Annotated in this window: 13 protein-coding genes and 1 tRNA gene; 12 read left to right on the forward strand and 2 right to left on the reverse strand. The window is 48.1% G+C overall.

Annotated elements, in window-relative coordinates; translation table 11 throughout:
- The first annotated feature begins 62 nt into the window (after nucleotides 1–62).
- Genes ACQY2K_RS07615 through ACQY2K_RS07630 form a run of 4 tightly spaced genes read left to right on the forward strand, consistent with a single transcriptional unit; the run spans nucleotide 63 to nucleotide 2,849 of the window.
- The gene (locus ACQY2K_RS07615; RefSeq protein WP_428041361.1) at nucleotides 63–434 is read left to right on the forward strand and encodes a helix-turn-helix domain-containing protein; all 372 of its coding nucleotides are present in this window, start codon (nucleotides 63–65) and stop codon (nucleotides 432–434) included.
- A gap of 3 nt (nucleotides 435–437) precedes the next feature.
- On the forward strand, nucleotides 438–1,391 hold the full coding sequence (locus ACQY2K_RS07620; RefSeq protein ID WP_428041362.1) for a hypothetical protein: 954 nt from the start codon (nucleotides 438–440) through the stop codon (nucleotides 1,389–1,391).
- The gene (locus tag ACQY2K_RS07625; RefSeq protein ID WP_428041363.1) at nucleotides 1,388–1,681 is read left to right on the forward strand and encodes a hypothetical protein; all 294 of its coding nucleotides are present in this window, start codon (nucleotides 1,388–1,390) and stop codon (nucleotides 1,679–1,681) included. Before ACQY2K_RS07620 ends, ACQY2K_RS07625 begins: the two co-directional genes overlap by 4 nt.
- Nucleotides 1,674–2,849, forward strand: coding sequence for a tyrosine-type recombinase/integrase (locus ACQY2K_RS07630; RefSeq protein ID WP_428041364.1), 1,176 nt, complete (start codon nucleotides 1,674–1,676; stop codon nucleotides 2,847–2,849). Before ACQY2K_RS07625 ends, ACQY2K_RS07630 begins: the two co-directional genes overlap by 8 nt.
- A 188-nt stretch (nucleotides 2,850–3,037) precedes the next feature.
- On the opposite strand, the gene ACQY2K_RS07635 is transcribed toward ACQY2K_RS07630, so the two are convergent.
- Nucleotides 3,038–3,122: transfer RNA gene (locus ACQY2K_RS07635), tRNA-Ser, on the reverse strand.
- An 83-nt stretch (nucleotides 3,123–3,205) separates the two neighbouring features.
- On the reverse strand, nucleotides 3,206–4,027 hold the full coding sequence (locus tag ACQY2K_RS07640) for an alpha/beta hydrolase (RefSeq protein ID WP_428041365.1): 822 nt from the start codon (nucleotides 4,025–4,027) through the stop codon (nucleotides 3,206–3,208).
- A 59-nt stretch (nucleotides 4,028–4,086) separates the two neighbouring features.
- On the opposite strand from ACQY2K_RS07640, the gene ACQY2K_RS07645 reads away from it, so the two are divergent.
- The 8 genes from ACQY2K_RS07645 to ACQY2K_RS07680 all read left to right on the forward strand — a co-directional run bounded on the left by ACQY2K_RS07645 (nucleotide 4,087) and on the right by ACQY2K_RS07680 (nucleotide 13,199).
- Nucleotides 4,087–4,998 carry a DUF2157 domain-containing protein gene (locus ACQY2K_RS07645; protein ID WP_428041366.1) on the forward strand — a complete coding sequence of 304 codons (912 nt, stop codon included), beginning with the start codon at nucleotides 4,087–4,089 and terminating at the stop codon, nucleotides 4,996–4,998.
- Entirely contained in the window at nucleotides 4,995–5,972 is a 978-nt protein-coding gene (locus ACQY2K_RS07650; protein ID WP_428041367.1) for a DUF4401 domain-containing protein, read from the forward strand. Before ACQY2K_RS07645 ends, ACQY2K_RS07650 begins: the two co-directional genes overlap by 4 nt.
- Complete coding sequence (locus ACQY2K_RS07655; protein ID WP_428038250.1) at nucleotides 5,962–6,399, forward strand: GDYXXLXY domain-containing protein; 438 nt, start codon at nucleotides 5,962–5,964, stop codon at nucleotides 6,397–6,399. Before ACQY2K_RS07650 ends, ACQY2K_RS07655 begins: the two co-directional genes overlap by 11 nt.
- A gap of 10 nt (nucleotides 6,400–6,409) precedes the next feature.
- Nucleotides 6,410–7,237, forward strand: a complete 828-nt coding sequence (locus ACQY2K_RS07660) for a P-loop NTPase (protein WP_428041368.1) — start codon at nucleotides 6,410–6,412, stop codon at nucleotides 7,235–7,237.
- Nucleotides 7,238–7,357: 120 nt separating this feature from the next.
- The gene (locus ACQY2K_RS07665) at nucleotides 7,358–9,883 is read left to right on the forward strand and encodes a hypothetical protein (protein ID WP_428041369.1); all 2,526 of its coding nucleotides are present in this window, start codon (nucleotides 7,358–7,360) and stop codon (nucleotides 9,881–9,883) included.
- Nucleotides 9,884–9,995: 112 nt separating this feature from the next.
- Nucleotides 9,996–11,204, forward strand: coding sequence for a pyridoxal phosphate-dependent aminotransferase (locus ACQY2K_RS07670; protein WP_428038246.1), 1,209 nt, complete (start codon nucleotides 9,996–9,998; stop codon nucleotides 11,202–11,204).
- Between the two features lies 1 nt (nucleotide 11,205).
- Nucleotides 11,206–12,822 carry a phosphoenolpyruvate carboxykinase gene (locus ACQY2K_RS07675; RefSeq protein ID WP_428041370.1) on the forward strand — a complete coding sequence of 539 codons (1,617 nt, stop codon included), beginning with the start codon at nucleotides 11,206–11,208 and terminating at the stop codon, nucleotides 12,820–12,822.
- 119 nt (nucleotides 12,823–12,941) lie between these two features.
- Nucleotides 12,942–13,199: an SWIB/MDM2 domain-containing protein gene (locus ACQY2K_RS07680; RefSeq protein WP_177745655.1), complete on the forward strand. Its 258-nt coding sequence runs from the start codon at nucleotides 12,942–12,944 to the stop codon at nucleotides 13,197–13,199.
- The last annotated feature ends 138 nt before the right edge of the window (nucleotides 13,200–13,337 follow it).

Here is a 13,337-nt window from a genome sequence, read left to right on the forward strand (position 1 = left end):
AAGATATATTATCTTAAAACAAGATAAAATGTCAAGGTGTATTTTTTACAAAGTGGGTTTTTATGACGAGAAAACAAAATGAAAATTTGATTAAAAAAATAAAAATCGCCATGGCGGAAGTGGGATTAAATCAAACTTCTTTGGCCGAAAAACTGGGCGTCAAGCCTAACACGATTAGCCAATGGCTAAGCGGGACGAATAGCCCCAAACTGGAAACGCTTAAAAAACTGGCGCGGGCCACGGGAAAAAATATCAATTATTTTTTTGACAGTTCCACCCAAGTCAGCGGGAATAGCAACGTTGTGGGCAAAAATATAAACATTTCTGCCGACGTGGAAAAAGATATTAAATTATTAACGGCCAAAATTGCGGCCTTGGAAAGCAAAATAGAAAATTTGGAATTAAAATATAATTTGCTCAAAAAGGGAAAATAACTTATGAAAAAAATACTTCTTGCCCTGTTGGCGGCTGGATGTTTTCTTCCTGCGTATTCTCAAACTTATTATCAAAAAGTGCCTAAATTGGTGCCCGCAGGGGATGGCACCTATCGCATTTTAGAGGGGGAATATGAGTATGTTCCGGTAAACGAACAGGGCTACGCAAACCCCGTTATCGTCGGGCAAGAAAATACCCACCAGCAAGATGCCGCCTTAAATGATGAGGCTGCCCGCTGGGCCCGAGGGGAAAGCACCACAACCCCCAAGCCTGCTGCTCCGCAAAAGCCGCAAACGGTTCCTGCTCCCAAAGAGAAACCTGTGCCACAAAACAAGACTTCTCTTGCCACCACCAACCGGCCGTATGTTTCCATTGGTGCGGCGGGAATGAGCAGTTCTTTATCCCTGTCTGACGAAAGTGCCTTTTCCCAGTATATGGAAAACTCCTTGTCCTCTATGCAAGCGGGTATCAAAGCCACCTACGGCGCGCACTTATCCGCTTGGACACGGACCGAAGTGTTTTTTCAGTGGCGTGGGGAAATGTCCAAAAGCGGCCAATTCCGCGCTCCCTTTTCCCGATATTCCTACACGTCCAAAGTGCAGATGTGGGATGTTGGGGCCAATGCTTTCTTGTATGCAAATCCGTATTCCAATGTACGCTTTTTTCTTGGAGCCGGTATTGCTGCCACGCGCGTACAGCCCAAATTTTCTATAAACGGAACGGACATAAACGACCTCAAAGTAACAATAAGCGGCAGGACCTACCGTTTTGAATTGTTCAAGAGTAAATTTGCTTTTACTCCGTCAGCCTTTGTCGGAATGGAATTTCCATTAGGGGATAAAACAGATATGGATATTATTGCTTTTTATTCCCAAACCAACATAGATGCAGACGGAATAGACCGTATAAAAACCTTTGGAGTGGCCGCCAACGTGCGGTTTAATTTCTTAAAATGAACCTGGCATTTATGGAAACCTCTCTGCGGTCAGCCTTTCCGGATTTGTCCGCTTATTTTGATACCGTTTTTCCGTTCATGCGTACCGCCGACGTTGAGGGGTACTCTTTTCTATTTGCACAGGTTTCCGCACAAATTAAACACGGCGCAGACGTAAATGCCACCCCAAAACAACTTTTTCCCTTGTGGAAATACTTGTTGGATAAACAGGTACAACGTCATTATTTAACGTCTGCCCAAGCCCAAGAGGTTTTGGCCGAAATGTCAAAGTGGGTAAAAAACAATGGCTGAGAAAATTTCCAGTTTCAAACGCCCCGGCCGTCTGGGCCAAAGATACCGCAAGCAAATCAATGGCAGGCGGTACGAGATTTTTTTGACTGGCAACCGGGAGCAACGGGAACACGACTATAAAATTTGGGTAGAAAAATTGGAACGGGAAAACAAGTCCCGCCGAGTGGACGGCTCTAAAACGTGGGCCTTTTTTACGAGTGCCTTTCTTAAAGCCCTGCGTACCGAAAAGGACGCCAAAACAGGCAAGCCCACTTGGCGCACCCGCACCATTGCCGAATACTCCTACGCTTTGGCCCACTTTGAAAAAATTGCCAAGCCACACTATGTGCGGGATTTAACCTTTGAAGATATAGCCTTGTTCCGCCGTACCAAGGCGGCCGAAGCCCAACGCAACGGGGACGATAATTACGGGGTCAATAAAGATATGGGTTGCCTTTTGCGCGCCTTTGACTGGGGAATGGTGGAGGGGTATATCCCGTATATAGACCTTACCCCACTGCGCAATTCGCCCAAAAAGACCAGCGCGCCTGTGGTGCGCGTACTTACCACGTGGGAACTTGCTATGCTCTTAAAGTACAGCAGTCCTCAAATGCGCGTGGCCGTTCGTATGGGCTTTGAGGGGAACTTGCGCCCGGAAGAAATGTACAACTTTTTAATAGAAAAGTTGGACCCCGCCACAGGCATTGCGTGGATTAGTCATAACGCGGAAAACAAAAACCGCGGCATCCGCGCGTGGTCGGTCAAAAGAGACAAAGAGCGCCCGGTTTATTTCACGCCGGACACCGTGGCGGACATTTTATCCTTGCATGCCAAAACATATCTACTTACCAACGAAAACGGCCACCCGCTGGATGACAGCACTTTTTCCAAGCATTGGAACAAAAACTTAAAAAACGTCAACGAAATGATTTTGCGTAAAGAAGAAAACGGCCATAAGATAGTGTGCACGTATAAGTCTTTGCGTAAAACGCATACGTCGTATATGATACAGGCCGGCGCGGCGGAAATAGACGTATCAAAATACGTTTCGCATGCGGACAAAAAGACCACCGAGCGCCATTATATTGACAAAGAAACCCTGCGCAAGGCGGATGCAAAGGCCCGTTTGGAGCATTTAGAGCGGATGAAATCGTTTGTTCTCAAACTGCCCCAAATGGTGCAAAAATAGTGTCCCCCACTTTTGGCCGAGTGTCCCCCACTTGATTTTTAGGTATTCTGCCCCCACTTTTGCCCCCACTTTGTCTTTGTTTTAGTTTAACTTTGTTTAATTTTGTTTACTACTCTTTACTATGTTTTCCGTCGTAAAAGTCAACAAAAAACCCCGACCTCGTCGGGGTTTAATGTTGTATAGCAAAACGGAGAGGGAGGGATTTGAACCCTCGAAACCTTGCGGTTTACAGGTTTTCGAGACCTGCTGTTTCAACCACTCACACACCTCTCCAATTATACCGTCGCCGAGTGGCGGGCATCGGGTATCTAATTCTATTATAGCAAACTTTTGCGCGCTCCTGCGCCGGATACTCCTTATAACTGATGCAAAAATTGTACTACTGCCTCCTGCGCCCAGGCAAAATCGTCGTGTCCGCCCATCGGGGACAAAAAACGCTTTTCGTGGCCGATAAAGTCCGCCAGTTTGGCACTTTGCCGCCACGGAATTGTTTGATCGGCCCGGCTCATACACACCAGGACGGGCAAACCTTCCGGTAATTTTTTTGCAGATTTTACGTTATCAAAGCGGTTGAAATACAAAAAAGGAAATACCAAAAGCGCCGCCAAACGATACCAACGCGAGGCGGGTGAATAATCGTGCGTGCGCAAGCATACCGCCATATCGGGCGTGCTTAAAAACGGGCTTTGCAGGATTAATGCCTTAAAGGGCAATTTCCCCATTTCTGATGCCGCATACAGCGCGGGCGCGTTGCCTAGCGAGTGGCCGAAAAGTACGATATCATTGGGCAAAATTTTTAGGTCTTTTAATGCGTAGCGTACCGCACAAAGCGCATCCTCAAACACCGTTTTTTGGCTGGGGCTGCCCGCAGACAAACCAAAGCCGCGGTAGTCAAACATTATAACTCCAAATCCCAGCGGCGCATAGGCTTGGGCAAATGCTTCAAAGTGCGATATATTTCCACCCCGTCCGTGAAAAAAAAGCAGTGTAGGCAAGCCCTTTCCTGCCGGGAGATACACCCCGGTAATCATTTTGCCGTTAGGCGCGGGAAAGGCAATCTTTTGAAAGGGTAATTTTAAAGGCCAGCGTTTTTTTTGCGGGCGAAATACCATATGCGCCCCCACGCGCGTTAGCGCGTACCCTATCAGTAGTATAAGTAAAATTAAAAGTACAAACATATTCTTATTATATCTTTTGTGGCGGGCGGTCTGTCTATCGTATTTGGTATAATCGGAGTATGAGCAAGCAACTATTGGATGTTTTACTAAACGAACGTTTGTTGGATGAAAAATCCTATCAAACCTTATTAAATAAAGTCCGCCCGGCAGACAAAACGGCCTGGCTTTCCCATAGACTGTTGGCGGCGGGCGTGGCCTTTATATTGGCGGGGTTTGTCTGCTTCATTGCGGCTAACTGGCAGGAAATGGGGTTGATTTTAAGGCTATCCCTGCCGCTTATCGGGCTCGTGCTGTGCGGGGCTGGGGCGTATTATAAAAAGTTGGATACTTGGCCGGGGCAAGGTTTTGCCTTTGGTGCGGCGGTGATGATAGGGGCCTTTTTGGCGGTTTTTGGGCAGATATATCAAACGGGGGCGTTTTTATATGAACTGTTTGGCCTGTGGGCTCTTTTGCTTTTGCCCTTGTGTTGCCTGACCCGTAATAAATGGATGTATTTGTTTGCGCTGTATGTGGCTACGGTTTATTGGGCCTCGTTCCAAGGGGGAATTTTAACGGACGGTTTTTGGTGGGTGGCCTTTGGCGTGTATTTTACGGCGTGGGCTTTGGTAGAATTTTTGCCCGCCTGTAAAAACTGGGGCGAGGGTTTTAAACGCTTTATTTGGATGCCTTTAAGCGTCTATGCCACTGTTTGGGGCGGTTTATCGGCGGAAAAGGTGCTAAATTTCCCAAATGCAGGGTATTATTTGGCCGGGCTTGTGTTGGCTGGTGTTTTCCTGGGCTATGCTCATCACAAAAAAGACGTGGCTCTCTTTGCTTGGAACGCCCTCGCCTTGACGGGGCTTATCTGTGCGTATCTGGATCAATGGTTGGGATTTTGCACCTTGGGTTTGCTTATTTATTGTTTGCTTTTTGCCGGGAGCGGACTCCTCAGTTACCGTTTTTGGTTTAGTGCGCGGGAGAAAATCAAATGAACACGAGTGAAATTTTAAGCGGAGTACCTTCTGAAAAGCGCGCGCAGGCCGAAACCTTTTTAAAACACCGCGAAGCCGTGTCCGTTCCTTTTTTGGTGCGGGCTATGCTGTTTATCGGCTCGCTGATTTCGGCGAGTCTTTTGGTGGGGATAGCCGACCGTTTATTAGCCGGCATTATCCCGGTTTTAGGGCGCGGGGTACTGTTTTTTTGCGCGGGCGTTCTGCTTGAAAAAACATCTTCCAATTTACCGCCCTTGCGCGGAGCGTGGCGCCGTCAGTTAGGGGGACTCATTGGTCTGGCCGGGCAAATTATACTGGCCTTCCGGATGACGGATATCCCCGGTATGTCCGTTTGGATGAGTGCTCTTATTGTGGCGGTAGTATCTTATCCGCTTTTTAAAAATCCTTTTAACCGCTTTTTGTGGTGTGCGGTGGTGGCCAGCAGTTTGTATGCCAAGGTGGATTGGGAGTGGAAATGGAACCTTTTTGCCGAGGCTTTGTCTGCCCTTGGCGCGTTTGGCGTGGCCCTGTGGCTTTTTGCGAAACGCAAATTTCCCTTTTATCCGTTGGCCTATGCGCTTATTTGGTGGTGTACGATTTTAGCGGGTGAAACCGCTGATAGCAAAATGTGTTGGTATGGGTTAAACCCGGCGAACGTAGCCTTGGCCGCCTGTGTGGCTGTCTATGCTGTATTTTCCCATAAAGGCAACTGGACCCGCGGGCAAATAGCGTTGGCGGCCGGAGCGGTGGTGTTGTCCGCACTTTTAAATTGGCCGACGGTTTTGGCTCTTATACTAATGTACGCCGGGTTTACCTTGCGCGACCGTGTGTTGGAAAGCCTCGGTACGGCGGGAGTCGTGTGCGGGCTATTTTTATTTTACTTTACCTTAAACGCGGCCCTGTCCGCAAAGGCGGCGTTGCTTATGGCTTCGGGCCTTATTTTATTGGCGGTACGGAGCGTATATGCGAAATAAACTGCTGTTATTTTATACTCTTTTGCTGGTGCTTTGCTTCGGCGGTTATGCTGCTTATACACAGCACGCGCTGAAAAATGCGCAGACCTTCTATTTGCAAATGGCGCCGCTGGACCCGCTGGCCTTGCTAAGCGGGGAATATATGCAGATTAACTATGCCTTTGAGCAAGATGTGTTTGGTATAAACGCGCCTGTCAAACAGGTTACGCTGTATGTGGATGAGCGGGGCGTGGCGGGCCGGGCCAAAACGGATAAGCCGCTAGTTATCCCGGTTCATCAGGTAACGGCTCGTTTGCCGCACCAATTCTATTTTAAAGAAGGAACCGCCAAAAAGTATGATACTGCCGCCTATGCGCAATTAAAACGATTGCCGGACGGACGCTTTTTAATTAGCGCATTAGCGGACAAAGATTTAAAATTATTGTGAGGAAGAAAAGATGAGCGAGAATTGTAACCACGATTGTGCATCCTGCAAAAGCGGATGCTCCGGGCATAATGCCCAGGAAATGCCTAAGGAAAAGCCGCATTTGTTAAGCCGTATAAAACACGTTATCGGCGTGGTAAGCGGAAAAGGCGGCGTGGGCAAAAGTTTTGTTACGGGGCTGTTAGCCACGGAAATGATCCGCCGCGGGTATTCGTGCGGCATTTTAGATGCCGATATCACAGGCCCGTCCGTGCCCAAAATGTTTGGCCTGCACGAACGCGCCACCGGCGACCAAGACGGCATTTACCCGGTCAAAACACAAACGGGCATACAGGTAATGTCTTTAAATTTATTGTTGGAGCGCGAAACAGACCCCGTTATTTGGCGCGGGGCACTCATTACGGGTACGGTGCGCCAATTTTGGACAGATGTTATTTGGAAAGAAGTGGACTACTTGTTTATTGATATGCCGCCCGGCACAGGAGATGTAACGCTGACGGTGTTCCAAAGTTTGCCTATTGACGGAATTGTGATTGTTTCCTCCCCGCAGGAATTGGTGCAGATGATTGTGGGCAAGGCCGTTAAAATGGCCAAAATGATGAATGTGCCCGTGTTGGGATTAGTGGAAAATATGAGTTATTTGAAATGTCCCGACTGCGGAAAAGAAATTTCTGTTTTTGGCAAGAGCCGCGCTGATGAAATGGGCAAAACCTTTGGGCTTTCGCCCGTGGTACGTCTGCCGATAAATCCGTTGGCGGCGCAGGCGGTGGATGAGGGACGTATGGAATTTGTGCGCGAAGAAGCCGTAAACCCGTTGGCGGACAAATTAGCCGCCCTGTAAAAAGAGGGCCTAACCGATTATAGGACCATTGGTCCCGGCAGGTGGGGCCAATGGCCCTTGTTTTAGGGGCGGATATATTGAATAATATAATTGAAATATTTTTGCCGGAAAGGATAATATATGAAAGCGTTTTTGACGATTTTTATCAGTTTGGCGATTTGTGCTAATGCTTGGGCGGGGAATCCTTTAAAAAATATTAAAAAGGGTGTTGGTGCCGTAAAACGCGTTCCGAAAACGGGCACCGTAAAAATTCCCAAAGGAACCGTTCCCCAAGTAAAAGTTCCGTCAGGTACCGTTCAAGTTCCCCGGTTTTCGGTTCCTCTTCCCAATCCGGCCCTGCGTTTATCCGTTTCCCAACAGGTAGATGAGGCGGCCATTGCGCGCGTACTGCTTAAAAGTCCTGTGCTTATGCGTGCGTCCGCTCTGCCGGAAGTAAAGCCCTACCGCACCGATTTAATCAATATCCAACTGCAACTTGCCCACTTAAATACATATTCTACTGCGGATGAAATATTGAAAAACCAAAATCATCCGGCTGTTTTGGCCGCCTATAAAGCCTTGGAGGATATGGCCGCTATCGGCATTTACGGCTCAGTGGACGATATCCAATTGTTACTGGCTTCATATCAGGCCTTTTCAGGTTCAGCCTTGGAGCCTATTGCTTTAACGACGATGGCGCGTGCATTGGTTGCCTTGGGAATGTACCCAATGTTGGAAAAAGTTTTGGACACTGCTAAGCCGACTGCCGCGTTGGAATCTGTTAGCGAATTTCTGACTCATTACCATTTTCCTATTAAAGTGCCGCACCATACCGCTTATGCCCCGGTGGAACGCATCAATGAGTTGTCGGTTGCGTTGGGGCCGCTTTCCAGATTAAATGGCAAATTTACCGTAGAGGCGATGAATAAATGGGTGCTCTCCGCCTATGAACACCGTATTCCTAAAAAAGCGAAAACCAAAACCGTAACCAAACCCACTACTACGCCGCAGCAAGCGGCTACACAAGCCCCCGCGGAACAGCAACCGGCGGAACAAGCCCAGCAAGAAGATGCGCTGTCCTATGCTCCCGTTATTCCTGTACTGGATGAAAAACCCCGCCCGGGGCTTGTCAGCAAAGTCTATCCGTCCGGTCTGCGCGATGAGGACAGTTTAATCCGTGATTGGATGATATCCTTTAAGAACGGATATTTCAAACCGCGTAATCAAGTGGAAGCCATTATGGGTATGTCCCCGGCCAAGGCCAACAACTTAATGGAATTTTTATATTATATGCCCCTGGATGAGGCCGAGCGTGTGATTTTTAACCCGATTCGTGAAACGGGCCGCCTGCCGGACTTTATGTATGATGCGCGCTTGATTGAGGGCACGCGCCGCCTGCCTGCCGGTTATTATAAAAATAAATTTAACGAAAATGTAAAACGCTTTGTAGAACTGGCGGACGGCGAAAATACGCTTTATGAGTTTGATATGGAACTTAAAGATCTCGTCAGCAGTATGGCCGATTACAGTTTTAAACAAGGTTTTGCCTACAAGAACAGTCCGGCCCTTACCAATGGGTTGCGCGCCAAATGGCATAAAATTGAAGTGGCCATTAACCGCCCGGGTTTAAAGGCGGACCGCGAACAGATTAACCGCTTGTGGAACGAACCCGTAGAGTTGGAAGACGGTACCAAGGTCAGTTTGCGCGATTACTTTACGCAAACGCGTTCCACCGCGTTTTTTAAAGAGGGCAAAACGCCTGAGTTTTACTTAAACAGCGCCCGCTGGGTGTCTTGGGAAAACGAACGCCGCAATCTGGCGGCATCAGAATATGTAGGCCGCCCGGAGAAACTTTCGTGGTGGGATAAAGTGCAAAATTGGCTGGTGTTGGGTAAACCGTCCCAATATTTGACATTAAACCAATTTGGTGATGTGATGCGCACCGAGTTTGAAAAGGGCTTTGGGGGCGCGTCGGCAGACAGCCCGTATTTGGACTGCCTGGCCGGAACGGAGGATGAAGGACCTTCTTCCCTGACGATGACTATCAATAATTTTGATAAAGTGGGCGGCGTATGCCAAGCCTCGTTTGGTGACGGCGGCTATATGGGCCGTGTGGAGAAAGGCTACAATGGTACCTCTACGGTCAGCCGTTTTCAGCCGCAAAACTTTACCAATGTAAAAGTAGTAACCTTTGATTTTAAAACACTCCAACCGCGTGTACAAACATTAGCATCCGTACCGTATTTAAAAGATTTGAAAAAGCCGGATTTGGACCAAGTCCGTGCCGGAACAATGGTCGGGGACGGATTGGATCCTACGCGCGATTTGTTAGGAGTACAGCAAGCGGACCAGGCGCTCGTTAATATTCCTCATTTAAAGGCAACTATTTACCCCTTTGCCCGGTTGGCGGCTTATGAGGGAACGGTTCCGCCTTATTTAACAGGCGGCGGGCTCGGCGGTTATTTGGCATTATTTACGCCAGATTTTTATCCGCTTAAAACTATTTACCGGCTGCGTTTTAACGGGTGGAAACCGTATTTGGAAAAAACTTATTACATCCGAAAGGAAGTTCCGGCCCTTTCCGGTGCTATCCACCGCGACCGCCTGACATTTAGTGAACAGATAATGGACCGAGTGGTAAAAACTCCCGAAAAGCCCGAAAAATAAAGTTTTTTTTATCCAAAGCCCCGCTTTTAACCAGGCGGGGTTTTTTATATTCTTCCAAAAAAGCGTTTTTTGGGCGTAATTAAATGTTACAATGAGCGTAGGGGGAAAATTTATGAGTTTGATTTTAAGTAAATTGGCTGATACTATCGGTGATTCGCCGACCTTAAAAATAAATGCCGCGGCCCGCGCTTTAAAAGCGGCCGGGCAGCCCGTTATTCACTTGGGAGGTGGAGAACCCACTTATCCGGCTCCGCAGGCGGCGGTGGATGCCATTATCCAAAAAGCGCAAAGCCGCAAAATAAAATATTCTCCTTCCTCCGGCACACCGGAGTTAAAAAAAGCCGTTTTGCATTATACGCTTAACCAATATGGCCGCCGCTACGAGCCGGCTAATGTGCTTGTGTCTGCGGGTGCTAAACAAGCGCTTTTTAATTTTCTGCTTGCAACCGTAAACCCGGGAGATGAAGTCATTTTCCCTGCTCCGTTTTGGGTCAGTTATCCCGAAATGGTGCGCATGGCGGGGGGAACGCCTGTTATCGTGCGCCCGACGGAAGGCTTAATGGTTAAGGCAGAGCAGATTTTAAAGGCCGTTACGCCCAAAACCAAGGCGATTTTGATTAACAGTCCGTGCAACCCGTCGGGGCAAATTTACAGCGCGGAATTTGTAAAAACCATTGTGGAATTTGCCGAGGCCAACCAAATCTTTTTGGTAATGGACGATATTTACCGCGAACTCGTTTTTGACGGACAAACCACGCCGAACCCCTGCCAATATGCGCAGGCGGCAGAAAATTTAATTATTATTAACGGTGTATCAAAACTCTACGGCTTGACCGGGCTTCGTATCGGTTGGGCGGTAAGTGCCAATAAACCACTGATTGCCGCTATGGGCCGTATGCAGGCGCAAAGCACATCCTGCAACAGCGATTTGAGCGAAACCGCTGCGGCCGCCGCCCTGTTGGGCGACCAAAATGTAGTGGCAGACCTGCGGCGCGTATTACAGGAAAATCGCGATGCGCTGCTTGCCGAGGTTGCCAAGATTCCCAATGTGCGCGTGCAAAAGCCGCAGGGAACCTTCTATTCGTTCATAGATTTTAGCCACTATAACGCCGATTCCAATGCACTGGCGCAGTACCTGTTGGAAAAGGCATTAGTGGCCGTAGTGCCCGGAAAAGCGTTTGGAGCGGAAGGGTACCTGCGTGTCAGTTTCTGTGCGGACAAGGCCTCTATTATAGAGGGCGTGCGCCGCATACGCTGGGCGTTGGATAAAACCGCCCCGAACGAAATAAAAATCGGGGATAAATTAGTTACGAGGGATTAAAATGAAAACATTAAATGCTAAACCGGATTTCTTTAAACCGGATTATGGTTTGGAACACGCCGGTATTTCTACCAATAAAACCGTGTACTGGAACTATTCCACTCCGTCTTTGTACCAGGAAGCCTTGGACCGCAAAGAAGCCAATGTGGTGTACGGCGGCCCGCTGTGCGTGAGCACCGGCAAACATACCGGCCGCAGCCCGAACGACCGCTTTTTTGTGGAAACCAAAGACATTGAAGGTAAACTTTTTTATAACAAAAGCAACAAAGGTATTAAACCCGAATACTTTGATAAAATCTTTGCCAAAGTGAAAGAATATGTAAAAGACAAAGACCTCTTTGCCCGCGATGCGTATGTCGGTTCCAGCGAAGCCTCCCGCCTCAAAGTGCGCGCCATTACGGAATGTGCTTGGACGAACCTGTTTGTTAAAAATATGTTCATTGAACCCAAACAGGAAGAATTAAAATCTTTTGTGCCGGAATTTACGCTGATCTGCCTCCCCAAAATGAAAGTGGACCCCGCCACCGACGGCACCACTAGCGAAACCGCTATTTTGATTAACTTTGAAAAGAAGATTATCTTGGTCATCGGCACCGAATATGGCGGCGAAAATAAGAAATCCCTGTTCACGGTAATGAACTTCCTCTTGCCGCAAAAAGGCATTATGACGATGCACTGCTCCGCCAACGTGGGCGATAAGCAGGACAGCGCGATTTTCTTTGGTTTGTCCGGCACGGGCAAAACCACCTTGTCTGCGGATATGACCCGCGGCCTCATCGGCGACGATGAACACGGCTGGGACGATGAAGGAGTGTTCAACTTTGAAGGCGGCTGCTATGCCAAAGTAATTCGTTTGAGCCAAGAAGCCGAACCCCAAATTTATTCCACCACCCACCGCTTTGGTACGGTGCTGGAAAACGTGGTCTTTGACCCCGAAACCGGCAAACTCAACCTGGACGATGACACCCTGACCGAAAACACCCGCGCTTGCTACCCGCTTAATTTTATTGAAAACGCGGTAGAAAGCAAACGTGCTCCGCATCCGAAAAACATCATCTTCTTGACGTGTGATGCCTTTGGTGTAATGCCGCCTATTTCCAAATTGACGCCCGACCAAGCCTTGTACCACTTTATCAGCGGTTACACCGCCAAAGTGGCCGGTACGGAAAAAGGCGTAAAGGAACCGACCAGCACGTTCTCTACCTGCTTCGGCGGTCCGTTTATGGCTTTGCACCCGTCTGTGTATGCCGAACTGTTAAAGAAGAAAATCCAACAGCACCAAGTGGATTGCTGGCTCGTCAATACGGGCTGGATTGGCGGCCCTTATGGTGTCGGCCACCGTATCAGCATTAAATACACCCGCGCGCTGTTGAACGCCGCTTTGGACGGAAAATTGGCGAAAGTGGACTTTATCACCGACCCGGTTTTCGGCTTCCAAATCCCGACTTCTTGCGAAGGCGTGCCGTCCGAAATTTTAAACCCGATGAACTCTTGGGCCAACAAGGAAGAATATATGGTAAAATATGAGTCCTTGGCCAAGTCGTTTATTGAGAACTTTAAAAAGTACGAATCCGGCTGCTCTAAGGAAGTTTTGGCCGCCGCGCCGAAAGTAAAATAAGCGCGCAGTCATTTCATTTAACGGAGCCGTTTTGGCAAGTAACCCTTACCAAGCGGCTCCAAATATACTAAAATTTAATAAAGAGATTTATCTTTCACACAAATAGGAGAATTAGTAATATGGCAAAAGCAAATGCAAAATTTATGGCCCCGTTAACCCCCAGCGCCGAATTGGCCGCCGTAGTGGGTTCCGCGGCACTTCCCCGCACCGAAGTTGTTAAAAAAATGTGGGAATACATTAAAAAGAACGGCTTGCAGGATGCTAAAAACAAACGCATGATCAACTCTGATGCGAAATTGGCCCCGATTTTTGAAGGCAAAAAACAAATCAGCATGTTTGATATGAGCAAATATCTTTCCAAACACTTGGCCAAATAAGCCTGTTGAAAGACGATTTAAACCCCGGTGGCAGATTTTCCTGCTTCCGGGGTTTTTAATGTTATAAACTGCGTTTTGGGGCACATTTAATGGAATTTATCCGGGATCTGTCGTTTTCCACTCTTGTTTTTGATAGGA

It is taken from the genome of Candidatus Avelusimicrobium fimicolum (assembly GCF_021632165.1).
Classification (GTDB): domain Bacteria; phylum Elusimicrobiota; class Elusimicrobia; order Elusimicrobiales; family Elusimicrobiaceae; genus Avelusimicrobium; species Avelusimicrobium fimicola.